This window comes from Flavobacterium ginsenosidimutans (assembly GCF_003254625.1).
GTDB classification, from domain to species: Bacteria; Bacteroidota; Bacteroidia; order Flavobacteriales; family Flavobacteriaceae; genus Flavobacterium; species Flavobacterium ginsenosidimutans.
The window spans coordinates 225,033-250,992 of the sequence record NZ_QJRJ01000079.1; the positions used below are offsets into that span (position 1 = coordinate 225,033).

General features: G+C 33.0%; 23 protein-coding genes. 14 read left to right on the forward strand and 9 right to left on the reverse strand.

Annotated elements, in window-relative coordinates; genetic code table 11:
* Positions 1 to 81 precede the first annotated feature (81 nt).
* From DM444_RS15620 to DM444_RS15640, 5 genes are all read right to left on the reverse strand, one after another.
* Positions 82 to 2,601 (reverse strand): sodium-translocating pyrophosphatase, encoded by a 2,520-nt coding sequence (locus tag DM444_RS15620; protein ID WP_111288274.1) that lies wholly within the window; start codon positions 2,599 to 2,601, stop codon positions 82 to 84.
* Between the two features lie 113 nt (positions 2,602 to 2,714).
* Complete coding sequence (locus tag DM444_RS15625) at positions 2,715 to 3,245, reverse strand: inorganic diphosphatase (RefSeq protein ID WP_111288276.1); 531 nt, start codon at positions 3,243 to 3,245, stop codon at positions 2,715 to 2,717.
* A 111-nt stretch (positions 3,246 to 3,356) separates the two neighbouring features.
* Positions 3,357 to 3,956, reverse strand: a complete 600-nt coding sequence (locus DM444_RS15630; RefSeq protein WP_111288278.1) for a DNA-3-methyladenine glycosylase family protein — start codon at positions 3,954 to 3,956, stop codon at positions 3,357 to 3,359.
* 238 nt (positions 3,957 to 4,194) lie between these two features.
* Positions 4,195 to 6,696: a DUF5686 and carboxypeptidase-like regulatory domain-containing protein gene (locus DM444_RS15635; RefSeq protein ID WP_111288280.1), complete on the reverse strand. Its 2,502-nt coding sequence runs from the start codon at positions 6,694 to 6,696 to the stop codon at positions 4,195 to 4,197.
* A gap of 70 nt (positions 6,697 to 6,766) precedes the next feature.
* Complete coding sequence (locus DM444_RS15640) at positions 6,767 to 7,744, reverse strand: pyruvate dehydrogenase complex E1 component subunit beta (protein WP_008466560.1); 978 nt, start codon at positions 7,742 to 7,744, stop codon at positions 6,767 to 6,769.
* Positions 7,745 to 8,246: 502 nt separating this feature from the next.
* Here DM444_RS15640 and DM444_RS15645 point away from each other — a divergent pair.
* From DM444_RS15645 to DM444_RS15660, 4 genes are all read left to right on the forward strand, one after another.
* Positions 8,247 to 8,993: an electron transfer flavoprotein subunit beta/FixA family protein gene (locus DM444_RS15645; protein ID WP_111288282.1), complete on the forward strand. Its 747-nt coding sequence runs from the start codon at positions 8,247 to 8,249 to the stop codon at positions 8,991 to 8,993.
* Between the two features lie 152 nt (positions 8,994 to 9,145).
* A complete protein-coding gene (locus tag DM444_RS15650; protein ID WP_111288284.1) occupies positions 9,146 to 10,114 on the forward strand; it encodes an electron transfer flavoprotein subunit alpha/FixB family protein in 969 nt (322 codons plus the stop codon).
* Between the two features lie 164 nt (positions 10,115 to 10,278).
* Positions 10,279 to 10,902 (forward strand): bifunctional nuclease family protein, encoded by a 624-nt coding sequence (locus tag DM444_RS15655; protein WP_008466556.1) that lies wholly within the window; start codon positions 10,279 to 10,281, stop codon positions 10,900 to 10,902.
* A 75-nt stretch (positions 10,903 to 10,977) separates the two neighbouring features.
* Complete coding sequence (locus DM444_RS15660; protein ID WP_111288286.1) at positions 10,978 to 11,829, forward strand: thymidylate synthase; 852 nt, start codon at positions 10,978 to 10,980, stop codon at positions 11,827 to 11,829.
* Positions 11,830 to 11,864: 35 nt separating this feature from the next.
* On the opposite strand, the gene DM444_RS15665 is transcribed toward DM444_RS15660, so the two are convergent.
* A complete protein-coding gene (locus DM444_RS15665; RefSeq protein WP_111288288.1) occupies positions 11,865 to 12,161 on the reverse strand; it encodes an isoamylase early set domain-containing protein in 297 nt (98 codons plus the stop codon).
* A gap of 240 nt (positions 12,162 to 12,401) precedes the next feature.
* Between DM444_RS15665 and DM444_RS15670 the strand changes: the two genes are divergently transcribed.
* The 4 genes from DM444_RS15670 (at position 12,402) to porT (ending at position 15,279) form a co-directional block, all read left to right on the forward strand.
* Positions 12,402 to 12,746 (forward strand): 2TM domain-containing protein, encoded by a 345-nt coding sequence (locus tag DM444_RS15670; protein WP_111288290.1) that lies wholly within the window; start codon positions 12,402 to 12,404, stop codon positions 12,744 to 12,746.
* 12 nt (positions 12,747 to 12,758) lie between these two features.
* Entirely contained in the window at positions 12,759 to 13,241 is a 483-nt protein-coding gene (locus DM444_RS15675) for a dihydrofolate reductase (protein ID WP_111288292.1), read from the forward strand.
* A 582-nt stretch (positions 13,242 to 13,823) separates the two neighbouring features.
* Positions 13,824 to 14,555 (forward strand): bifunctional demethylmenaquinone methyltransferase/2-methoxy-6-polyprenyl-1,4-benzoquinol methylase UbiE, encoded by a 732-nt coding sequence (gene ubiE, locus DM444_RS15680; RefSeq protein ID WP_111288294.1) that lies wholly within the window; start codon positions 13,824 to 13,826, stop codon positions 14,553 to 14,555.
* A 1-nt stretch (position 14,556) separates the two neighbouring features.
* A complete protein-coding gene (gene porT, locus DM444_RS15685) occupies positions 14,557 to 15,279 on the forward strand; it encodes a type IX secretion/gliding motility protein PorT/SprT (RefSeq protein ID WP_111288296.1) in 723 nt (240 codons plus the stop codon).
* A 9-nt stretch (positions 15,280 to 15,288) separates the two neighbouring features.
* On the opposite strand, the gene DM444_RS15690 is transcribed toward porT, so the two are convergent.
* Positions 15,289 to 16,017, reverse strand: coding sequence for a TrmH family RNA methyltransferase (locus tag DM444_RS15690; RefSeq protein WP_111288298.1), 729 nt, complete (start codon positions 16,015 to 16,017; stop codon positions 15,289 to 15,291).
* 37 nt (positions 16,018 to 16,054) lie between these two features.
* Here DM444_RS15690 and tamL point away from each other — a divergent pair, with 37 nt between their 5' ends.
* The 5 genes from tamL to DM444_RS15715 all read left to right on the forward strand — a co-directional run bounded on the left by tamL (position 16,055) and on the right by DM444_RS15715 (position 22,010).
* Positions 16,055 to 18,610, forward strand: coding sequence for a translocation and assembly module lipoprotein TamL (tamL, locus tag DM444_RS15695; protein WP_111288300.1), 2,556 nt, complete (start codon positions 16,055 to 16,057; stop codon positions 18,608 to 18,610).
* A gap of 60 nt (positions 18,611 to 18,670) precedes the next feature.
* Positions 18,671 to 19,738, forward strand: a complete 1,068-nt coding sequence (gene fbaA / locus DM444_RS15700) for a class II fructose-bisphosphate aldolase (protein ID WP_035645669.1) — start codon at positions 18,671 to 18,673, stop codon at positions 19,736 to 19,738.
* Positions 19,739 to 19,849: 111 nt separating this feature from the next.
* Entirely contained in the window at positions 19,850 to 20,704 is an 855-nt protein-coding gene (gene accD / locus DM444_RS15705; protein ID WP_026728501.1) for an acetyl-CoA carboxylase, carboxyltransferase subunit beta, read from the forward strand.
* Positions 20,705 to 20,913: 209 nt separating this feature from the next.
* Entirely contained in the window at positions 20,914 to 21,306 is a 393-nt protein-coding gene (locus tag DM444_RS15710) for a helix-turn-helix domain-containing protein (protein WP_111288302.1), read from the forward strand.
* Positions 21,307 to 21,395: 89 nt separating this feature from the next.
* On the forward strand, positions 21,396 to 22,010 hold the full coding sequence (locus DM444_RS15715) for a hypothetical protein (RefSeq protein WP_111288304.1): 615 nt from the start codon (positions 21,396 to 21,398) through the stop codon (positions 22,008 to 22,010).
* A 7-nt stretch (positions 22,011 to 22,017) separates the two neighbouring features.
* Here the strand turns inward: DM444_RS15715 and DM444_RS15720 are convergent, their stop codons facing one another.
* Both DM444_RS15720 and DM444_RS15725 read right to left on the reverse strand, forming a co-directional pair.
* Positions 22,018 to 22,905, reverse strand: coding sequence for a cupin-like domain-containing protein (locus DM444_RS15720; RefSeq protein ID WP_111288306.1), 888 nt, complete (start codon positions 22,903 to 22,905; stop codon positions 22,018 to 22,020).
* 89 nt (positions 22,906 to 22,994) lie between these two features.
* Positions 22,995 to 24,242, reverse strand: a complete 1,248-nt coding sequence (locus DM444_RS15725; RefSeq protein ID WP_111288308.1) for an ABC transporter permease — start codon at positions 24,240 to 24,242, stop codon at positions 22,995 to 22,997.
* 165 nt (positions 24,243 to 24,407) lie between these two features.
* Here DM444_RS15725 and purH point away from each other — a divergent pair, with 165 nt between their 5' ends.
* The gene (gene purH / locus DM444_RS15730) at positions 24,408 to 25,934 is read left to right on the forward strand and encodes a bifunctional phosphoribosylaminoimidazolecarboxamide formyltransferase/IMP cyclohydrolase (RefSeq protein ID WP_111288310.1); all 1,527 of its coding nucleotides are present in this window, start codon (positions 24,408 to 24,410) and stop codon (positions 25,932 to 25,934) included.
* Positions 25,935 to 25,960: the final 26 nt, after the last annotated feature.

Here is a 25,960-nt window from a genome sequence, read left to right on the forward strand (position 1 = left end):
CCTGTTAGGTATGTTTTTTATTCTAATCTTTTAAATATAAAACCTAACAGGTTTTGGAAACCTGTTAGGATAGATCGTAAATTATTTCGCAGCTTCAACTTTTGCTAAAACTTCTTCTTCAGTTCCTTCAAAAACTTCTGTAGTTGTTTTACCATTTACAGTTTTGGTAACAGTTCCAGTAGTTTTTCCGTCTATATTTTTAACCTCAACACGAACTGATTCACTTTCTGCATGAGCATATTTTCCGTTCGCATCAAAATGGGCCAGACATTTAGCTGTTTCTTCTTCAGAACAACCTTTTTCTTTACACATTTTAATACATTCTTCTTTTGTCATTCCAGACATATCACCGCATTTAGATATTCCTGCATGCATTTCTGTTTTAGCACAGCAAGATGCTTTTCCTGCGATGTCTGATGGCGCGTGGCCTTCACCCAAAATTGGCGCGATTACCAATCCAATCAAACAAGTTAATTTAATTAAGATATTCATTGAAGGTCCAGAAGTATCTTTAAACGGATCTCCAACTGTATCTCCTGTTACAGCTGCTTTATGCGCATCAGAACCTTTGTATGTCATTTCACCGTTGATCATAACTCCTGCTTCAAAAGATTTTTTCGCATTATCCCAAGCACCTCCTGCGTTATTTTGGAAAACAGCCCAAAGTACACCAGAAACCGTAACTCCAGCCATATATCCTCCTAACATTTCGGCAATTAACTGATTATTGTCTGAGTAAACTAATTTTCCTAAAAGAACAATTAAAATTGGGAAACCAATCGTTAAAATTCCTGGAAGCATCATTTCTCTTAAAGCAGCTTTTGTAGAAATCTCAACACATTTTCCGTATTCTGGCTTTCCTGTTCCTTCCATAATTCCAGGAATTTCTTTGAACTGGCGACGAACTTCGTACACCATATCCATCGCCGCTTTTCCAACAGAATTCATTGCTAAAGCAGAGAAAACTACCGGAATCATTCCACCGACAAATAACATCGCTAAAACTGGTGCTTTAAAAATATTGATTCCGTCTATTCCTGTAAAAGTTACATACGCAGCAAATAAAGCCAATGAAGTCAAAGCTGCAGAAGCAATTGCAAACCCTTTTCCTGTTGCTGCCGTTGTATTTCCAACTGAGTCTAAAATATCAGTTCTTGTACGAACTTCTTTTGGTAATTCACTCATTTCTGCAATACCTCCAGCATTATCAGAAATTGGTCCGAAAGCATCAATTGCCAATTGCATAGCAGTTGTCGCCATCATTGCCGAAGCTGCCAAAGCCACCCCATAAAATCCTGCTAAAGCGTACGAAATCCAAATTGCCACAGCAAACAATAATACAGTTGGGAAAGTCGAAATCATACCTGTTGCTAAACCTGCAATCACATTTGTTCCCGCTCCTGTAGACGATTTTTGAACGATTGCCAAAACTGGTTTTGTTCCTAATCCTGTATAATATTCTGTTACTGATGAAATAGCACCGCCCACAACTAATCCAACTAATGTCGCATAGAAAACACGCATTGATGAAATTGCCTTAGATCCTTCGCCAAAGAAACTCATCTGCATTGTTTCTGGCAGCATATATTGCACTAAGAAGAAACAAGCCACAGCAGTCAAAACAATAGAAACCCAGTTTCCTATATTTAATGCTTTCTGTACTTGGGCTTCTCTAGCATTATCGTCTGAAATTTTTACTAAAAGTGTTCCGATAATCGAAAATATAATTCCGAAACCAGCAATTGCCATTGGAAGTAAAATTGGGCCAATCCCGCCAAAAGCGTCATTGATGTTTCCTCCCATATCTTTTATCACATAATTTCCAAGAACCATTGCCGCTAAAACAGTTGCTACATAAGAACCAAATAAATCTGCTCCCATACCTGCAACGTCTCCTACGTTATCTCCTACGTTATCAGCAATTGTAGCTGGATTACGAGGATCATCTTCTGGAATTCCTGCTTCAACTTTACCAACTAAATCAGCTCCAACATCGGCTGCTTTTGTGTAGATTCCACCACCAACACGTGCAAATAAAGCGATTGATTCTGCTCCGAGTGAAAATCCTGCAAGAGTTTCTAGAACAACAGTCATAGTATCTGTATCTTTCCAAACTCCGTCAGAAAAAAGATTGAAAAAAATGATAAAAAAGGATGTTAATCCTAAAACAGCTAAACCAGCAACGCCAAGTCCCATTACGGTTCCACCGCCAAAAGAAACTTTTAAAGCTTGTGGCAAACTTGTACGTGCCGCTTGAGTAGTTCTAACGTTTGTTTTAGTTGCGATCTTCATTCCAATATTTCCAGCGTAAGCTGAAAATAAAGCACCAAAAATAAATGCAATTACGATTAATAAATGTGTTTTAACTCCTGGAATAAATGTAATTCCTGCCAAAGCTAAACTGGCAATAATTACGAAAATGGTTAGTAACTTATATTCTGCTTTTAGGAAAGCTAAGGCCCCTTCATAAATGTAATCTGAAATCTCTTTCATCTTACCATCTCCGGCATCTTGTTTTAAAACCCAACTCCTTTTTATTCCCATGAAAAGTAATCCTAAAACTGCCATTATAATTGGCAGGTAAATCATAAATGCATTCATAATATTTTAATGGTTTTGGTTAATAGTCAACAATCTAACTAAAACGAATTTAAACAAAAAAGCAATACTCCTGACGGCAGTATTGCTTTTTTTATATTAGAATGCGGTTAAAATTATTTAATGCTAAATAATCCAGCCGGTTTATTTTCAATGTCATCGAAACGCTTTGTACACTCAGCGATAATATCGTAAGCTTCTTTAACATCTCCCCATCCTTCTACATCTACTTTTTTGTTTTCAAGATCTTTGTAAACTTGGAAAAAGTGCTCGATTTCTTTTACTAAGTGTGGGTTAATATCAGAAAGATCATTTAATGAATTCCAGATTGGATCTGAAACTGGTACACAAATAATTTTCTCATCTGGTCCTTTATCATCTGCCATGTGGAATACACCAATTGGCTTAACTTCCATAACACATCCAGGAAAAGTTGGTTCGTTTACCAAAACCAATACGTCAAGAGGATCACCATCTAAAGCTAAAGTTTCTGGAATAAATCCGTAATCTGCTGGGTACATCATTGAAGAGAATAACATTCTGTCAAAACGCATTCTTTTAATTTCAAAATCGTACTCGTATTTATTTCTGCTTCCTCTTGGTATTTCGATTAATACATCGAAAGTCGTTAATTTGTCTGCGGTCATTTTCGTTTTTTATTATTTCTATAATTTCGGTTGCAAAAATAACTAAAGAATCTAGTTTTACAATAAAAAAGAAGGTTAAATTATCCGCATTAGAGTTTAAAAAACAAGCATTTAATAGCTAATTGTTCGATTTCTTTTTTTCAAGTAATAATGCCAGAGCAAATAGGTCGCATAAGAACGGTACGGACTCCATTGTTCGGCATGAATTTCCATTTCCTGTTTATCGTGAATATTGAGCAATTCTTTTATGGTATTAATTACTGCAATATCGCCAAGCGGAATCAAATCGGGCTCTTCCAGACAAAACATTAAATAAATATCAATGGTCCAATTTCCAATTCCTTTTAATTTAATTAATTCTTCACGAACTTGTTTTGCCGACTTTGAAGGCAAGCTTTCAACATCTAATTCTTTGTTTAAAATCGCTTCGGCTAAAACTTTAATGTATTTTGTTTTTTGGCGGCTTACTCCAAGATTTCGATATTCTTCGTCTGGCAAAATTGCCATTGTTTCAGGATTACAAGTAGTATAAGATTTAATTTTTAAAAATGTAGCTTTTGCCGAATCGATAGAAACTTGCTGTTCCAAAATTAATAGCACCAAAGTTTCAAAACCTTGTGGACGTTTTGGAATTGGCGGCAATCCGTATTTTTCGATTATTTCCCGAAATATCGGATTTTTATTGGTTAAGAAATCGATAGCTTCTTGCATTACTTTCGTTTTTAAATCTATTTCAAAATTAAATAAAAAAGTATTTAGTAAATGATAGTTGGTTTCACGCAGATTTTACAGATTTAAGCTGATAAACGCAGATTAAATAATTTAAAATTGTAAAAATAAATCTGCTTAAATCTGCAAAATCTGCGTGCAAAAAAATAAGCATAAAAAAAATCGCAAAGATTTTAAACCTTTGCGACTTTGTAACTTTGAATCTTTGCCTCTTTTAAAATTAGAAATAGAATCCGAAAGATCCTTTTACTGCAAATTTATGAGCATCTGGCATATCTAGATAATTTCCTCTCCAAGAAAAATCAATTCGGAAAACTTTAAATATATTTCCAATTCCTGCATGATATTCATAATACACTTTTTCTGGAGCATTATAAGGTAATCCAGAAGCATTAATAGCGCGGTTGGCATCAGAAATTGTTCCGTGAACCGCTCTTACTCCAACAAATTCTCTCCAATTCAGTTTTCTCATAAAAGGAACTCTTGCGAATAATCTTCCTCCAAAATCATGATTCCACTGCAAAGTAGTGTATTGATCCGTAACGAATTCGTAGAAATTCAAGTTACTGAATGTATTCTCGATCGTAAAATAAGTCTGGTTACCCGGAATTACACTCATCAAACCTAACGGAATTGTACCAAATGTTTTTCCTGTTTCCAGAATAATATTTGATCTTCCTAAAGGTCCAATAATAATAGGCTGTTTGTAAAAAACCTGAATTTTTTCATAAGCAAAATCGCTATCAAAAACACCTTTTAAACCATAACTAAAGTTCACAAAGAAATGACTAAAAGGACTATCAACTAAATCACGCTCAACTCCATAACCAATCGTTTTACGATTTGGCATATATTCAAACTGAATATTCGCTTCTGATTGTTTTACATCGCTTTTTACAACTCCCATAGGGTTTGATGCACTTGGCAAGGTCGTATAATAATCCAGACTAAATGTCTTTGAAGCCGATTCTAATGTTCGATACGAAAGGCCTGCTTGAACGATGAAGTTCTTTTTCGCCTCCATTTCAACAGAAATATTACTCAAATTGATATTGGTTAATTTTCCGTTACTTCCTGTTGTAAATAAGGCAGAAGATGCAAAACTTCGTCCTAAAACGTCATTCGTAGTGGTTAAACTCGCACCTATTTGCTCAATGTCACGCCTATTTCCTCCAGAAATAATAACTCGGTTTTTCTTATCAACCATCCATTTTCCTGAAACTCCGTATTTGAATTTATTATCATCAAATCCGTAAGCTGTGTAGGCTTGAATACGCCAAGGATCATTAGGTCCAAAATAGGTTCTTCCACCAACTCTCAACCTAATACCTTCGACTTCATTATATCCAAAAGTTGAGAAAATTGGTCCGTAATCAAAATTTTTAAATTCGACGTAACCGCTTCCTAAAATCGAGACGAGATTATATAATTGCTTAAATCGCTTGACTGTTTGCAGTGTATCAAGCATTTTATAAATTCCCTGTTCGTCTTTATTTAATTTCTCAAAACGATTTTCTTCCCAGAATTCGGGTGGTCGATCGTAAACAGCGTTGTCTATAAAATTGACTTCTTCTTTATAAAACTTCTCTGGTTTTTGAATATTGAATTTATGATTACGATATAAAGTTGTTCTTTTTCCATAAACTCCTTTTGATTTTTCTTTCTTGTTTAAAGCAAAATCAGACATCATGTAATCACGAGTCAAAAGGAAAACAGAATCGTTTTCAACCTCAAATTCCTGTTCGATGTAAATATCTTTTACCCAGTTAATATTGGCACTTTTCGTAACACCCATATTAATTTTCTTGATCGCAAAAGTGGTATCATTAACCCAAAAGTCTCCCTTAAAAGTTAATTCATTTTTACGTCTTGGGTAAAAAACAATATTATAACACCATTTTTTATCTACAAAAGCACTGTCTTTCAATACATAGTTATAAACATCAATCCCAGTTCGCGAAAGCGGACTAGTAAAACTTTTATCAAAAAACTTAAGGTGATTATCGTAAATATTGTAATCTGAATAAAGATCTTTTACGAAAGATAAAATCTGTTGGTTTCCATTAAAACCAGACATTTTATTTCCTGTAATATTTTCTTTTACTTTCTTTAATTTATTGTCTCCGTAAACATCATAAACCGATTCGTTGATAAAAATCGGCAGATAGGTTTTCCCCGTAACATCAGAAGTATCAACATGATTAAAGATAAATTCCATACCTTTAAAAAGTTTGTTTTTCATGAACGCACTATCAATAGTATTCATATCAAACTCTACTTTTTCGTACTTCTGCATTTGATATTGATTGAATTGGTACAATCCGTTTTTACGTTTTCTTGCCCAAATTTTTCTCAAAATATCCAACGCTGGATTGTTCTTCTTAGAAGTTTTTCCTGTGTAAATTACAACTTCGTTTAGCGCTTCGGCTTCGCCTAAAACAATTTTAAAATTATAATTTACTGCTTTTTCTAAAGGAACTTCTTTATCTGAAAATCCTGCAGAAGTAACTATTAATGCTGTATAAGTATTAGGTGATTCTAAGTAAAAACGCCCATCTTCATTAGAAACGATTCCCGTATTAGAACCTTTAAAGACAACATTTGCAAAAGGTATTGGCTGATTAGACTTGTCCAAAACAATTCCACTCACTTTCGTTTGTGCAGTAGCAATAGTCGCAAATGCGAATACAAAAAATAGGCTGAGTAAAATTATTCTTTTCATTGTCTGGGCAAAAAAAAACTTCATCAATTAACTATGAATGATGAAGTTTTGTGAGTATTTTAAATGTGTATTATTTGTATAATACTTTTTTAACTGCTTTTACTACATCACCTGCATTTGGCAACCAGTCTTTTAATAATACTGGAGAGTAAGGTGCAGGAGTATCAGCAGTTGTAATACGTTGAATTGGCGCATCAAGGAAATCGAATGCTTGTTCCTGAACGATATAAGAGATTTCAGAAGAAAGGCTGGCAACTGGCCAAGCTTCCTCAAGAATTACTAAACGATTTGTCTTTTTAACCGATTTTAAGATTGCATCTTTATCCATTGGACGAACTGTTCTTAAATCGATAATCTCACAAGAGATTCCTTCTTTAGCTAATTCATCAGCAGCGATAAAAGCTTCTTTGATGATTTTTCCGAATGAAACGATAGTTACATCTGTTCCTTCACGTTTAACATCAGCAACACCAAGTGGAATAGTATATTCTCCGTCTGGCACTTCACCTTTGTCACCGTACATTTGCTCAGACTCCATGAAAATTACTGGATCGTTATCACGAATAGCAGATTTTAAAAGTCCTTTTGCATCGTAAGGAGTTGAAGGAACAACAACTTTTAAACCTGGAGTATTAGCAAACCAGTTTTCTAAAGCTTGTGAGTGAGTAGCTCCTAATTGACCAGCAGAAGCTGTTGGTCCGCGGAAAACGATAGGCACATTAAATTGTCCTCCTGTCATTTGACGCATTTTAGCAGCATTATTTATAATTTGATCAATACCAACTAAACAGAAGTTGAATGTCATATATTCTACAATAGGACGGTTTCCGTTCATTGCAGAACCTACTGCAATTCCTGAAAAACCAAGTTCAGCAATTGGAGTATCAATTACTCTTTTTTCACCAAACTCAGCAAGCATTCCTTTAGAAGCTTTGTAAGCTCCGTTGTATTCTGCAACCTCTTCTCCCATTAAATATATGGATTCATCGCGACGCATTTCTTCGCTCATCGCTTCACAAATGGCCTCTCTAAATTGTATTGTTCTCATATTTTATATTGTATGTTGAATTTTCTGAAGAGCAAAAATAAATATTTTAAATAACTTAAAAGCAAAAATTGAATTTAAAATCGCATGAACTTCTATCTGTTCTCAGGTTTTAACTTTTTAATCTTTATTGTGATATTAACGAAATCGTTATAACACACCTTAAAACCACATTTATTTTATAAAAATATTTTTTAGACAAACTTTAATCTATTTGTTTAATTCTTATTTCTTCTAAAATCCATTCATCAGAACGTAAAAATCCAAAAATTAGTATTTATAAGACAAAAATTAGTTTATTTACAATCATACAGATATTGTAAAATTCCTAACAATCAGACAAAAGGAGTGTTTATTTGTTTTAAAATCTCAATGAAAACCATTCAAAACCAAGCAATCTGCGAAATCGTAATAGTTTTAAAAAATATTATGCATGCATAGTATAATTATTCCAAATTAAATTCTAAATTTGTAAAAGCATATTATAAATTCAAAATATATACTTATGAAAATACTAGTTTGCATCAGCCATGTGCCTGATACTACTTCAAAAATTAACTTTACCAATGGTGATTCAGAATTTGACACTAATGGCGTACAATATGTAATTAACCCTAACGACGAATTTGGACTTACACGTGCAATCTGGTTCCAAGAACAACAAGGTGCAACTGTAACTGTAGTAAATGTCGGAGGTCCTGATACTGAACCAACTTTACGTAAAGCTTTAGCAATTGGTGCTAACGAAGCAATTCGTGTAAACGCAAATCCAACTGACGGATTTTTCGTTGCAAAACAATTGGCAGAAGTAATTAAAAATGGTGGTTACGATTTAGTAATTGCTGGAAAAGAATCTTTAGATTATAATGGCGGAATGGTTCCTGGAATGATTGCTGGTATTTTAGGTTCAAACTTCTTAAATTCTTGTACAGGTTTAACTGTTGAAGGAAACAACGTAAAAGGAATTCGTGAAATCGACGGTGGAAAAGAAACTGTAAGCACCACTCTTCCATTAATCATTGGAGCACAAAAAGGTCTTGTTGAAGAAAAAGATTTACGTATCCCAAACATGAGAGGTATTATGACTGCAAGAACTAAAGCGCTTACTATTCTTGAGCCAGTTGATGCAGCTGTAAACACTAAAGCAGTGAAATTTGAAAAACCAGCTCCAAAATCGGCAGTGAAATTAGTTTCTGCAGATAATTTAGATGAGTTAATCAATTTATTACACAACGAAGCGAAGGTTATTTAAGATTGTAGAGTTTAGATTTTAGATTGCTGATTGAACACAGCTCTAACATCTTTTCCTCATTCAAATCCAAAATCATTAATCTGAAATAAGAATCATTTTTAGATTTCAATTTTCAAAAATCTGAAATCTAAAATCTAAAATCTAAAATTATTATGTCAATATTAATATATGCAGAATCTGCAGAAGGAAAATTTAAAAAAGTTGCTTTCGAATTAGCTTCTTACGCTAAAAAAGTAGCAGAATCATTAGGAACAACTGTTACAGCTTTAACTGTAAACATCAGCGATGTTAGCGAATTAGGCAAATACGGAGTTGATAAAGTTCTTAAAGTAAGCAACGATAAATTAACTGGTTTTAATGCAAAAGCTTATGCTGATGTAATTAAACAAGCAGCTGAAAAGGAAGGAACAAAATTAGTTTTGCTTTCTTCTACAACAGATAGTATTTATCTTTCTCCACTAGTTGCGGTAGCTTTAAATGCTGGTTTCGCATCAAATGTTGTTGGATTACCAGTTAGCACTTCTCCATTCCAAGTAAAAAGAAATGCTTTCTCAAATAAAGCTTTTAACATTACAGAAATCAGTACAGATGTAAAAGTTCTTGGTTTAGCTAAAAACTCTTACGGACTTTTTGAAAGCGCAGGAGCTGCTGCAGCAGAAGATTTTAATCCAACAATTGGAGACAATGATTTTGGTGTAAAAGTAGAATCTGTAGAAAAAGTATCTGGAAAAGTTTCTATCGCTGACGCGGATATCGTAGTTTCTGGCGGACGCGGATTAAAAGGTCCTGAAAACTGGGGATTAGTTGAAGATCTTGCTGCTGTTCTTGGCGCTGCAACTGCTTGTTCTAAACCAGTTTCAGATTTAGGTTGGAGACCTCACAGTGAGCACGTTGGACAAACAGGAAAACCAGTTGCAACAAACTTATATATTGCGATCGGTATTTCTGGAGCTATTCAGCATATTGCAGGTATCAACTCATCTAAAGTAAAAGTGGTAATCAATAATGATCCTGAAGCTCCTTTCTTTAAAGTGGCTGATTACGGTGTAGTTGGAGATGCTTTCGAAATTATACCACAACTAACAGAGAAATTAAAAGCTTTCAAAGCTCAGCATTCTTAATTTAAAATTCTCTCTAAAAATATAGCTGCCTAAAAACAAGATAATCGTATCTTTGTTTTAAGGCAGCTTTTTTGTTCCATATTTTTTGATTAAAATTGCACCTTTATTTTCCAATCAAAAAAAGTATTAAAATGCGGTGCTAAGTGCCCGTTTTACAAAGATATATGAGTCTAGTAAAATTATCCATAAAAGGAATTTCATACAGTCAAACTCAAAATGGCGCTTATGCCTTAATTTTGAACGAAGTTGATGGCGAAAGAAAATTACCTATTGTAATTGGTGCTTTTGAAGCGCAGTCAATCGCTATTGCCTTAGAAAAAGAAATAAAACCGCCACGTCCTTTAACTCACGATTTATTCAAAAATTTCGCCGAAAGATTTGATATCGTGGTAAAACAAGTAATTATACACAAACTTGTTGACGGTGTTTTTTACTCTAGCTTAATTTGCGAAAGAGATAAAATCGAAGAAATTATCGATGCTAGAACTTCTGATGCAATTGCACTTGCATTGAGATTCAACGCTCCAATTTTTACCTATAAAAACATTTTGGACAAGGCTGGTATTTATTTAAAATCAAATACTGCAGAAACAGATTCTGGTGCTCAAGAAATTGATGACGTTCTTTCAAATCCAGAAACTTTTGGACATGAAGAAGAAAGCAATCAATCTGGAGACGTTTATGCAAAACATTCTTTACAAGAATTAAATGAACTTTTAGATCAAGCCGTTTCTCAGGAAGATTACGAAAAAGCTGCAAAAATTAGAGACGAAATCTCTAGAAGATAAATATATGTTTAATCGTTAAACCGTTTATTCGTTGAGTCGATTAAACGATTAAAACAATTAACCGAATAAACAATCATGAAACAATACTTAGATTTAGTAAAACACGTTTTAGAAAACGGCAATCAAAAAGGAGACCGAACTGGAACAGGAACAAAAAGTGTTTTTGGTTACCAAATGCGTTTTGATTTAAGTGAAGGTTTCCCAATGGTTACGACCAAAAAATTACATTTAAAATCGATTATTTACGAATTGCTTTGGTTTTTAAAAGGCGATACGAATATAAAATACCTTCAAGAAAACGGAGTAAAAATCTGGGATGAATGGGCTGATTCTAATGGCGATTTAGGGCCAGTTTATGGACATCAATGGCGCAATTGGAACAGTGAAGAAATTGATCAGATTTCTGAATTAATTAAAGAATTAAAGACAAACCCAAATAGCAGAAGAATGCTGGTTTCAGCATGGAACCCTTCGGTTTTGCCAGATACTAAAAAGTCTTTTGAAGAAAATGTTGCTAACAACAAAGCAGCATTACCTCCATGTCATGCCTTTTTTCAATTTTATGTAGCAAGTCCAGATCTTGAAAAAGGAGAAACTAAAGGAAAATTATCTTGCCAATTGTATCAGCGAAGTGCAGATATCTTCTTAGGAGTTCCTTTTAATATTGCTTCTTATGCATTGCTAACTATGATGATTGCACAAGTATGTGATTTAGAACCTGGCGATTTTATTCACACTTTTGGTGATGCCCACATTTACAACAATCATTTTGAGCAATTAGAATTACAACTTTCTAGAGAACCAAAACCATTACCAAAAATGATTTTAAATCCAGAGATTAAAAACATTTTTGATTTTGATTATGGTGATTTCACACTTGTTGACTATGATCCGCATCCTGCTATAAAAGGAAGTGTTGCAGTATAAAAACAAAAAATCCGCTTAATATGAAGCGGATTTTTTTATACAACTAAAACACTGTTTTCACTTCCAGCAAAATCATTCCATTTATAAGAATCAGCTTCCGGGTCATTTACATAAGCCCCATCTACTAGATACTTAAATTCGTATATAGCATCTTTAACCAAGTCATAAGTAGCTTTAAAAGTGCCATTTTTCAATTTACTCAAAGCACCTTCTTCGGCATTCCAATTATTGAAATCTCCAACAACAGAAGCAGAACTTGCATCTTTGGCATCTATCGAAAACGTAACTTTACAAACTGGTTTCGTTTTCACAAATTGTTTCTTTAAAGACATAACTATTTCGTTTTTAGATTTATACACCCTAAAATTAATTAAATTCAACGAAACACTCACTACTCCTCTAGCCGATTTATCATAATAACAAAAAGAGGATATAATTTTCGTTTAATCTGCAATTTAATGCGGTTAAAATTTTGTAATTCAAATTCTTACAATTTTTTAAAGCAAATATTCCACATCCAAAATATTGACTTTCAAAAATAAATTTTAACTTTATAATCTCATTTTTATCTTATGGAAAAAGAAGTACACGAACAATACGAATACGCAAGGCGCCGATTAAGACAAAAAAAGGTTTTATATTTTCATTTTGTTCTTTTCCTTTTAGGAAGTTTATTTTTATTTATTGCCAATAAATTTTTTGGCTTTGGAGAAGGTACAACTCAAAATTGGTGCATCTGGGGTATTACAATCTGGCTTTTCCTTTTTATTCTGCATTTTATAAAAGTGTATATTACTGACCGTTTTATGAATAAAAAATGGGAAAGAGAACAAATTGATAGATTAGTAGCTTTACAGCAAAAAAGAATCAGTCAGCTTGAATCTTCTATTAATGAAGAGAATGAAAATAAAATTTAGTTTAAGCATACCATGATTATAATGATAGCGGCAGCAGCCGAAAATAATGCGCTTGGAAAAAACAATGAATTAGTATGGCATTTGCCAAATGATTTCAAAAGATTTAAATCGCTTACTACAGGTCATCATATTATTATGGGCAGAAAAACTTTCGAAAGTTTTCCGAAACCATTACCTGATCGAGTTCATATTGTAATTTCACGCCAAGAAAATTACAAACCTGAAGGATGTATTGTAGTAGATAGCATTGAAAAAGCAATTGCTATTTGCCCGGAAAATGATGACAGCTATGTTATAGGAGGCGGAGAAATCTACAATCTTGCCCTTCCATTTACTGATATTATTGAATTAACAAAAGTTCACCACACTTTTGATGCAGATGCTTTCTTTCCAAAAATTAATAAAAGTGAATGGCTGTTAGTAGAATCTGAAGAAAATTATAAAGACGAAAAACATCTTTATGATTATACGTATGAAACTTACATTAGAAAATAAATAAAAAACATCCTCTTATTAGGGAGGATGTTTTTAAAACGATTGATTTTTTTTAGACCTGACTCGCTCAAGAAAAAGTGTTTGTTTAAAAATCACAAATGTTAAGAACACTTGTAAAACTGAATAACATTTAATGTTATTTGAGACCTAAATCTCAAAAACGCCTCTAATAACAAATACCACTAAGATATTAAAGGCAGAAAATTAAAATTTCCAAAAACAAATTTAATCCTAAGAACGTACTTTGCACTTTAAAATAGTATTTCCCCCCAAGAACAATACTTTACAAAACTCTTTCATGAACAAATGAATTACCAGCGCAAAAAAAGTAATCATTTGCTTAAGTCATTGGCACTACCAATCATTAAAACTTTAATCATTTTTACTTTAGCAAAGTTGCTCATAAAAGACACGACAGACAATACCAACTTTTAGTGATTTTTACAAAATACCTAGATTTAGGGATGCTTAAAATACCCTCTTTTTTAACTTTAAAATAAATCTTTTAAAACATTTATTTTACAAATTAAAAAACTCAATTACAGTTAAACTAGATTGTTTATATTTGCCTAAATAAAAAAAATGTCTGAAAAAGTAACTCCGTATAAAGACTCTACCTTAGGTAAAAAAGAGCAAGTAACCCAAATGTTTGACACCATTTCTGGGAATTACGATAATTTGAATCGTGTAATTTCATTTGGAATTGACGTTAAATGGCGTAAAAAAGTATTGAAAATTGTATCAGACAAAAAACCAAAAGTTATTCTTGATATTGCAACAGGAACTGGAGATTTAGCAATTTTACTTTCTCAAACCAATGCTGAAAAAATTATTGGATTGGATATTTCAGCAGGAATGCTAGAAGTTGGAAAAAAGAAAGTAGAAGAAAAAAAGCTTTCAAATGTTATTGAGTTAGTTTTAGGCGATTCTGAAAATATGCCTTTCGAAGACAATTATTTTGACGCTATCACAGTTGGATTTGGTGTTAGAAATTTTGAAAATCTTGAAAAAGGTTTTGCAGAAATCTTGAGAGTTTTAAAGCCAAATGGTGTTTTTGTTATCTTAGAAACTTCTGTTCCAGATAAATTCCCTTACAAACAAGGTTATAATTTCTACAGCAAAAATATACTTCCTTTAATTGGTAAATTATTTTCTAAAGATAATGACGCGTACGGCTATTTATCTGAATCAGCGGCCGCTTTTCCTTATGGAGAGGCTCTGAACAATATTTTGAGAAAAACTGGGTTTATAGATGTTGTGGCAATGCCTCAAACTTTTGGTGTCGCAACGATTTATTCTGCATCTAAAAAATAGTATGAAAAAAGCTGTAATCTTATTTTTATTAGTCTTAGCGGCAAAAGGGCACGCACAATTTGCTAAAAATATGTTTAGTAAAGATCCTATTATTAACCTTGAAAACTGGCAAAAGCAGCGTATTTACTTTGGCTATTATCTTGGCTTTAATAGTTTTGACTTTAAATTTGATTACAAAACTCCTGTACAGCAAGATATTCAGGTAAAAAAAACTACGGGTTTTAATGTAGGTGTCGTAGCCGATTTAAGACTGCAGGAATATATTAACCTTCGTTTTGAACCAGGATTGTATTATACTAAACGTGATCTTTATTTTCCTGGCGTAGGAAGTTCAGAAACCGACTATCTAAGAGAAGTAAACAGTACTTATATCCACTTCCCTTTATTATTGAAATTTTCTGCCTTACGTACAGGAAACATCCGCCCTTACTTGGTTGGCGGTATGTCTACTACTTTGAATTTATCGAGCAATGCAAAATCTCAAGACGATAACTGGCAGCAAAAATTCAGGGTAAAACAATGGACTGCAGCTTATGAAGTAGGTTTTGGAATTGATATCTTTACTGAATATTTTATTTTTTCTCCTTCTGTTAGAGGTATGTTTGGTATTACAGATGAATTAATTCGTGATAACGTAACGCCAGAACACCCTGTTAGTCCTTATACAGACAACATTGATTCAATGAAATCAAGAGCTATTTTAATAAATTTCACTTTTCATTAAAACAAAATCTCAACTATTTCGTTTAAATTCACTAAGAATAATTGCTGTTGCGGTAGCTACATTTAAACTTTCGGTTTTTTGAAGCTCTCCAAATCTAGGAATTGTAAGACGGCTGGTTACAGTTTTTTCAATCTCTTCTGAAATACCATTGGCTTCATTACCCATAATAATGATACCATCGTTTGGTAATTTGGATTGATAAATATTTTCCCCGTCCATAAAAGTTCCAAAAACTGGCAGTTTAGTTTGAGCAAGGAAAAGTTTTAAATCAACATAACTTACATTTACTCTGGTAATTGAACCCATTGTCGCTTGTACCACTTTCGGGTTGTAAATATCTACTGTTTCTTTAGAACAGATTACCTGCTTTATACCAAACCAATCGCATAGACGTAAAATAGTCCCTAGATTTCCTGGGTCTCTAATATCGTCTAAAGCTAAAATTAAACCCGAATCGATTATTTTCTTTTCGGCTGGAATTTTAAAAACTGCCAAACAAGAATTTGGAGTCGACAAAGCACTTATTTTTTTCAGTTCTTGTTCATTAATAAGAGTTCGTTTTGAAGCGTGAACCACCTCGAAATCATTTAATGTAGTGTATAAATGTTCTAATTCAAAATTGGATTGCAGCAATTCTTGAATTACTTTTACTCCTTCAGCAAAAAATAATTGATTAGCAAAACGCTGCTTTTTTTGATGTAAACTTGAGATAAGCTTTATTTGGTTTTTACTAACCATAAAATAATGTACTTTTGAATTAAATATTAAAAAACACTTGAAAAATAATTCCACAAAAATAATAGCATTTCTTCTAATAGCAATATTAATTTGCGCTTGTAATGCCGTAAAAAGAGTTCCCGATGGAAAAAGTCTTCTTGTAAAAAATAATATTTTAGTTAACGGAAAATCAACAAATGATGAAACAGCTTCTAATCAAATGTACCAAAAACCAAATGGTAAATTATTAGGTTACAAGCTTCGTTTAAATTTATACAATTTAGCCAATTTAAATCCGGATTCTACTTATCAGGCAAAATTCAAAAATAATCCTGGAAAGTATGAACGAATGTCTAAAATATTTTCTGCAAAACAAGTAGATCGCCTTGGACAGTCTTTTTACTATAAAGGAATTCACGAATTTTTGAAAAATACTGGTGAACCGCCCGTAATTATTGACACTTCAAAAACCAGAAAATCATTGTTACGCTTAAAATACTATTATTTTAATAATGGCTATTTTAATGTTCAAACCGATTATACTATTGATACGGTTGGAAAAAAGAGAGCTGCAATTAATTATAATATCACCACAGGGCCAGCTTATAAAATAGATACTATTAGAACTAAAATAATGACTCCTGCATTAGATTCATTATATAGAACTAACAGCGAACCTTCTTTATTAAAATCTGGAAATCAATACAAAACTACTGATTTTGAAGAGGAAAAAAACCGTATTACAACTTATTTTAGAAATCACGGTGCTTATTATTTTCAGCCTACTTATGTAACTTTTGACATTGATACCATTGGCAAAAAGGCGAAAGCAGATGTTACTTTGATTATAAACAATAATACAATACAAGAAAGAGATTCTAGTCGCACAGAACCTTTTAAATTATATACGATCAGCGATGTAAATATTTACACCGATTATTCTGCAGCAAATTCTAAGAAAAAACCAACTGATAGTGTTTCGTACAACAACTTTAATTTATACAGTTACAAAACACTAAAATACAAGCCACGCGCTATAACCGATGCTATTTTTATTACTAAGGGAGGCACTTATGCCGATTTTAGAACAACTCTTTCTTCAAGATATTTAAATAATTTAAGAATCTTCAACTATCCTTCTATACAATATGAAGTAGACAAAAGAGATTCTACAGCGCAATCACTTATTGCGAATGTTTATTTAACGCCAAGAAAAAAATACAGTTTTGGAGCTACGCTTGACTTGACACATTCTAATATTCAGGATTTCGGAATTGGTGCCAGTGTTTCTGAAACCATTCGAAATGTATTTAACCGTGCTGAAACTCTCGAAATTTCAGCTCGTTTAAACGTGGGTTCTTCTAGAGATATGGCAAATCCAAATAATAATTTTTTCAATGTTTCTGAATATGGTTTAGATTTAAAACTGAATTTCCCAAGAATCTTGCTGCCTTTTGGAACAGAGAAAATTATTCCAAAAAGTATGATTCCTTATACCTCAATAACTTCAGGTTTTTCTAAACAGCGAAATATTGGTTTGGATAAAGAAAACTTTACAGGAGGTATTTCATATAACTGGACTCCAAAACGCCATAATACAGCGAAACTAGAACTATTAAATGCGCAATTTGTTCGTAACTTAAATCCAGACAATTACTTTAATGTCTATACATCTTCTTATGATGATTTAAATGGAATTGCACAAAATTACAACCAAGTACCTACGAACGTTGATGAGCATGGAAACTTAATTGTACCAACAGGAACAACAGGATTTACTAATAATGTTTTAACAGGTCAAACGGCTTTAACGCCTACTGATACACAATATCAAGAAGTTGAAAGTATTGAAGAGAGAAGGGTTCGTCTGACTGAAAATGATTTCATTTTAGCAACCAGCTATTCTTTTACCAAAACAACTAAAAAAGATTTGGCCGATAATAACTTCTACCAATTTAGAACAAAAATAGAATCGGCAGGTACATTATTATCTGTAGTTTCGGAACTCGGAAATCTTCAAAAAAATTCTAAAGGAAATTACGAAATCTTCAACCTAGAATATTCAGAATATGTTAAAACTGAATTTGATTATATCAAACACTGGGATTTTGGGAAAGAAAAAGTTTTAGCGGTTAGAAGCTTCTTTGGAATTGCAATTCCGTTTGGAAATTCAAATTATATTCCGTTTTCACGAAGTTATTATGGAGGAGGTTCCAACGATAATCGTGCTTGGCAACCTTATGCTTTAGGACCTGGAAGCACAAATGCGGTAAACGACTTTAATGAGGCCAATATGAAAATTGCTGCGAGTGCAGAATTTCGTTTCAAAGTTTTTGGAGATGTAAAAGGAGCTTTCTTTGCAGATGCCGGAAATATCTGGAATGTACTCGATAATGTCATCGATCCGAAAGCAAGATTTGACAACTTAAACGATTTAGGAGAAATTGCTTTGGGTACAGGATTTGGTTTAAGATACGATTTAAGCTTTTTTGTTGTTCGTTTAGATTTAGGCTTTAAGACCTATAATCCAGCGCATGAGAAAGGTGATCGATGGTTTAAAGAATACAATTTTGGACACTCTGTTTTAAATTTTGGTATAAATTATCCATTCTAATGCTAATTAATTCTTATTTTTGCAACCTAAAAACTAAAAACAACTATAAAAAAAATTACAATGGCACACAATATCAAACCCGGAGTAGCTACAGGAGATCAAGTTCAAGAGATTTTTAACTATGCGAAAGAAAAAGGATTTGCATTACCTGCAGTAAACGTTACAGGATCTAGCACAATCAATGGAGTTCTAGAAACTGCAGCTAAATTAAATGCACCGGTTATCATTCAATTTTCTAACGGAGGAGCACAATTCAACGCTGGAAAAGGATTATCAAATGCAGGTGAAAAAGCAGCAATCGCAGGAGGAATCGCGGGAGCAAAACACATTCATACATTAGCAGAAGCTTACGGAGCAACCGTAATTTTACATACAGACCACTGTGCAAAAAAACTTTTGCCTTGGATTGATGGTTTATTAGATGCATCTGAGAAACACTTCGCAGAAACAGGAAAACCATTATTCAGTTCTCACATGATCGATTTGTCTGAGGAGCCAATCGAAGAAAACATCGAGATCTGTAAAGAATATTTAGCTAGAATGAGCAAAATGGGTATGACATTAGAAATCGAACTTGGTATTACAGGTGGTGAAGAAGATGGTGTTGACAACTCTGATGTTGATAGCTCAAAATTATACACTCAACCAGAAGAAGTAGCTTACGCTTACGAAGAATTATCTAAAGTGAGCCCTAAATTTACAATTGCAGCTGCTTTTGGAAACGTTCACGGTGTTTACAAACCAGGAAACGTAAAATTAACTCCAAAAATCTTAAAAAATTCTCAGGATTTCGTACAAAACAAATTCAACACAGGACACAATCCAGTTGATTTCGTTTTCCACGGAGGTTCAGGTTCTACACTTGAAGAAATTAGAGAAGGAATTAGCTACGGAGTTATCAAAATGAATATCGATACAGATTTACAATTTGCATACACTGAAGGAATCCGTGATTATATGGTTAAAAACCTTGACTATTTAAAATCACAAATTGGTAATCCAGAAGGTGCTGATGCTCCAAACAAAAAATATTACGATCCAAGAAGATGGGTTCGTGAAAGCGAAGTAACATTCAATGCAAGACTTGAACAAGCTTTTGCAGATTTAAATAACGTAAACACACTTTAAATTTTAGATTTTTGAATTTAGATTTCAGATTTCTAATGAAGCCTGAAATTTAAATTTTGAATTCAGATTGAAAAATCTAAAATTTAAAATCTACATTCTAAAATTAAAAAAATGGCTTGGTTTAAAAGACAAGAAAAAGGGATTACGACCGCGACAGAAGATAAGATGGACGTTCCGAAAGGATTGTGGTACAAATCTCCTACTGGAAAAATTATTGATGCTGACGAATTAGCGAGAAATTTATTCGTAAGCCCTGAAGATGATTTTCACGTTCGAATTGGAAGCGCAACCTATTTTGAAATTTTATTCGACAACAACGAATTTGTTGAGTTAGATAAAAACATGACATCTAAAGATCCTTTGCATTTTGTGGATACAAAAAAATATGCAGAAAGATTAAAAGATGTAATGGAAAAAACTCATCTTAAAGACGCTGTACGTACGGGAGTAGGAAAATCTAAAGGAAGAGAACTTGTAATTTGCTGTATGGATTTTGCATTCATCGGTGGATCTATGGGAGCTGTAGTAGGTGAAAAAATTGCGAGAGGTATTGATCACGCTATTAAAAACAAACTTCCATTTGTAATGATTTCTAAATCTGGTGGAGCTCGTATGATGGAAGCTGCTTATTCTTTAATGCAATTAGCAAAAACTTCTGTAAAATTAGCTCAATTAGCTGAAGCTAAATTACCTTACATCTCTCTTTGTACAGATCCAACAACTGGAGGAACAACAGCATCATACGCTATGTTAGGAGACATCAACATCTCTGAGCCAGGCGCTTTGATTGGTTTTGCTGGTCCGCGTGTTGTACGTGACACTACAGGAAAAGATTTACCAGAAGGTTTCCAAACTGCTGAGTTCTTATTAGAACACGGTTTCTTAGACTTTATCACGCCTAGAAAAGAATTGAAAGATAAGATCAACTTATACATCGATTTGATTCAAAATAATGATATTAGATAGTTTTAAAACTACTTAAAATAGAAATCCCAAGAAATTGCTTCTTGGGATTTTTTATTTTAAACCATATAAGTTTTATAAGTACAATTAACAACTTGTCTGAAAAATTGTATTTTTGTTTTTGCATAAATGACAATGGCGTATCATACTAATGCAAACCTGTTTTTTACAGAAATCTATTTTTTCTAAAGTAATATAAATATCTTTGAATTATGAGCACAGCAACAAAACAAAACCATATAGGACGAAAAATCAGTCGTATTCGTGAACTTAAAGATATGAAGCAGGAAGCTCTTGCGCAGGCTTTGGGTACAAATCAACAGTCGATTTCTGCTATGGAGAACAGTGAAACCATAGACGATGCAAAACTTGCAGAAGTAGCAAAAGCGCTTGGAGTAACTGTTGAAGCAATTAAAAACTTTACCGAAGAAAATATGATAAATTATTTTAATAGTTTTTATGACAATAGTTTTGCACATGGAACAATGAGTCCATATTATTGTACATTCAACCCAATAGACAAAGTAGTAGAACTTTTAGAACGTATGCTTCAGGCAGAAAAAGAAAAAGTTGAGTATTTAGAAAAACTATTAAAAGAAAAATAATCTTTCTAAAAACATACAAATTCAATACAAAATCTCAAGAAATTGCTTCTTGAGATTTTTTTATATCTTTATTTTAAATCTTATTCTTTATGGCTAGAATTTTTGTTGGTTTTATGATTTGTTTTCTCTTTTTGAATTGTAGCAAAAAAGAAAATCAAGCAATTAAACAAAATTTTGCTTATATTATCTCCAATGAAAACAAGGAGTATTTAAAGGAATTAAAAATAAAAAAAATCCCACCTCCACCTCCAGGGTTTTATGGACATAACCAAATCTTAATAGACAAAGACAATAATTTCTATTTCTATCACATAGAAACTATAGGTTGGCGCTGCGTTCAATCGCCGTCAGATACAATTCCGGATTTCATTAATATTGAACCTAACGATATTGTTCAAATACCAAGCTACAGCTTAATTGATTTTATCAAACAAAACGTTGCTAGCAGAGATGAACGACACACAATGCTTGTATTTGCATCTCAAAACGACACAATCAAGAATAAAGATTTCAAAAAGACTTTAGATTTCTTAAACAGCCCATCGGCAAGCAAAATAAAGTATTTCACCATAAGAAGATCAACACAAGAAGAAGACACAGTTTTAAATTATAAGAAAATCAACAAGCACTATAATTCAGATTATATTAAGTGGGATAATACAAAAATTAAATTTCTAGAATTTGACATCCCTAAAAAACAATAAAAGTATATTACCCTGCTTTTTTCAAATCCTTTTTCAGTTCTTTTTCTGCAATTACAAAAGCTCGCTTTTCACGCCAAACAGCATAACGTTCTCTAAAAATCACTTTTATACCGCTGTCTACGGCTCCATGCATAAATAAACTCCAAACACTGGCAATTTTTCTAGACCACGATTTGTCCCATGCCCGAAGTGTGAGCGAAAAAGAACCATCAATGTAACGCATCCAATGCCACATTCCTGTTGGCATAAATAACGTATCTCCGTGTTCCAGAAAAACTTCATACCCTTCTACTCCTTTTAGAGCAGGGAATTTTTCAAAATCGGGATTAGCAACATCATAATCTTCTAAGGCATAAGTGGTATTAGGAATACAATAGAGTCTTTTCTTCCATTTATTATCAAACAATATGATATGTTTTCTTCCTCCAAAATGAGTGTGAAAAAGATGCGGTAAATCGATATCATAATGCAAAAAAGTAATCGCCTTAGAACCTCCAAAAAACATGGCAGGCATACTTTCTATAAAACCTCCCATTAGTTCTTTTGGAACTTTTACATCATTAATAAGTTCTGGTCTATGTTTAAAAAGATTGAAGAAAAAAATACGCAATTGCGTGGGTTCTCTTTTTATGAGATCTAAATATTCGCCAAACTTCATGCTGGCGATTGAAGCATTAATTACTTTTGAAGGATCTGCTTTAGAATTATCAACCAATTTTACCTCAATATCTCCGGCAATTTCCTTAAAATATTCTGTCGACCATTTCTCTTTTGCGGGCCAATCATTTGTGAGTCCTTTTATAATTAAGGGCTTCTTTTTGTCTAAATAATTTCTTTTGAAATCTTCTCTAGAAATAGACTCAACTGTATCGACAGATCTAAGATTAAAGCTCATTGGATTAATGGTTTAGGTTCTTGGTCTATCAAAAATATCTAATTATTTTGAGCCATCAAAATTTACAGTAAAATAACACAAAAACAATATTACATTCCTGTGCGAATTGCTTCAACCGGATCTAAATTTGCTGCCGAAACCGCTGGCAGAATTCCAGAAATCAAGCCAATAAGAGCCGCTAAACCAGTTCCTAAAAGAATATTCCCTAAACTTAAAACAAATTCAAAATCGAGGGCTTTTGTTAAGATTACAGCGATTCCCCAAACCATTAGCAGGCCAATGATTCCGCCAATAACAGAAAGAATAATAGCTTCAAACAAAAATTGGAATAAAATAAATTTATTTTTTGCTCCCAATGATTTTTGAATTCCGATAAGATTGGTTCTTTCTTTAACTGAAACAAACATAATATTCGCAATTCCGAAACCTCCAACCAGAAGAGAAAATCCGCTGATGATCCAGCCTACAACATTCATTTGACCTAGAATTCCATCAATAAAATCAGTAAATCCAGAAAGTACATTTATGAAGAAATTATCCATATCGCCTGCTTTCATTCCGCGAATTGCTCGTAGTTTTTGCGCCACTTCTGCTTTATACGCATCCATATCAACGCCTTTTTGAGGTTTTAAAACAATTACTGGCGTCATGGCGTCGCTGTCTCCGTACATTCTTCTTAAAAAGTTAGCAGGAAGATAAACTGAGGTATCATTGCTATCTCCAAAAAAACCAGCTCCTTGTTTGGCAATTACACCAATAACCGTGAATCGTTGTCCGTATAAACGAATATTTTTTCCAATAGGATCGCTTGACCCAAAAAGTCCTTCAGCGATATCGTAACCAAGCACAATAACAGCAGTTCCCGAATTAGATTCAGATTCATTGTAAAATCTTCCTTTATCAAAACTCAATCCGTCTATATCGACCATTTCGCTTGACGACGGAATAATATTTACATCACTTACAGTTTTAGAATCGTATTTTAAACTTTCTCTGTTTACAAAAAGCTGATATGCTACTTGATCAGTATTATTCATTGAGTTTTTCAGACCAACATATTCATCATATTTTACATTTGGAAACTGTTCTCTCTTCCATTGCGGAATTTCAGACGGCCCAAAGCAATATTTCATTAAATAAATCGTATTTTTATCTAAACTGCTCAAATCTTTAGAAATTTTTCTATCTAAGGAGTCAACGGCAGCCAAAACAGCAATAATTGAAAAAATACCGATTGTAACACCTAAAAGTGACAATAAAGTACGCAATTTATTATTTCGCAAAGCATTGATGGCGAAGCTTAGACTTTCTTTTAATAATCTTAGATAAACGATCATATTTTTGTATTTTTCAATAAAGTAAAATTCAATAATTTAAATTCAATAACCTAATAAAAGTTAACTTACTCATCAGTAGATTTTTTTAGCATTTTGTTACACTAATTTTTTTTAATATAATGTATAAAAAAACTACTTTTGCAGTCTCAAAATCATAACTACACAATGAGCACAACAAAAAAAATACAATCGGCATTAATTTCTGTTTTTTCTAAAGATGGATTAGAACCAATTGTTAGAAAATTACACGAACAAAATGTAACACTTTATTCAACTGGAGGAACTGAAGATTTCATCAAAAACCTTGGTATTCCAGTAGTTCCTGTTGAAGATATCACTTCTTTCCCTGAAATTCTTGGCGGAAGAGTAAAAACTTTACACCCAAAAATCTTTGGAGGTATTTTAAATCGTCAAGATAACGAAAGTGATGTTCAGCAAATGAAGGAATTTGACATTCCTCAAATTGATTTGGTAATTGTTGATTTATATCCTTTTGAAAAAACAGTTGCTTCTGGAGCAAGTGAACAAGATATTATTGAAAAAATTGACATCGGCGGTATTTCATTAATCCGTGCTGGTGCAAAAAATTTCAAAGACACTGTAATTGTTGCATCTGTAAATGAATACAGCTTGCTTTTAGATTTGATTACAGAGCAAGATGGAGCAACAACTTTGGAAAACAGAAGATTGTTTGCTACTAAAGCATTCCACGTTTCATCTCACTACGATGGAGCTATTTTTAATTATTTCAACACAGACGAGACTATTTACAAAGAAAGCATTGCAAACGGTCAAGTTTTAAGATACGGTGAAAACCCTCACCAAAAAGGATTCTTCTTTGGAGATTTTGACGCAATGTTCAATAAACTTCACGGAAAAGAATTATCATACAACAATTTACTAGATGTTGATGCTGCAGTTAATTTAATTGCTGAGTTTAAAACTGACGGACCAACATTCGCAATTTTAAAACACAACAATGCTTGCGGATTGGCTTCAAGAAAAACAATTAGTGAAGCTTATTTAGCAGCTTTAGCTTGTGATCCTACTTCTGCTTTTGGAGGAGTGTTAATTTCTAACACAAAAATTGATTTAGAAACTGCACAGGAAATCAACAAATTATTCTGCGAAGTAGTTATCGCTCCAGCTTATGATGCTGAGGCAGTTACCGTTTTACAAGAGAAGAAAAACAGAATTATATTAGTTCAAAATGAAGTTGAATTGCCATCTCGTCAAGTAAGAACTTGTCTTAATGGTTTGTTAATTCAGGACAGAAATAATATTACGGATAATAAAGAGCATTTAAAAACCGTTACAATTACAGAACCTACTGCTCAAGAGATCGAAGATTTGATCTTTGCTTCTAAAATCTGCAAGAATACAAAATCAAACACTATTGTATTTGCTAAGAACGGAACATTGATTTCATCAGGTACAGGTCAGACTTCAAGAGTTGACGCTTTAATTCAAGCTGTTGACAAAGCAAAAGCTTTTGGATTTGATTTAAATGGAGCTTCGATGGCAAGTGATGCATTTTTCCCATTTCCGGATTGTGTAGAATTAGCTAAAAAAGCAGGAATAACTGCTGTAATTCAGCCAGGAGGTTCGATTAAAGACGAATTAAGCATAAATTATTGCAATGAAAATAATCTTGCAATGGTATTTACAGGAACTCGTCATTTTAAACATTAATTTGTTTAACTTTGTTCGATAAATAA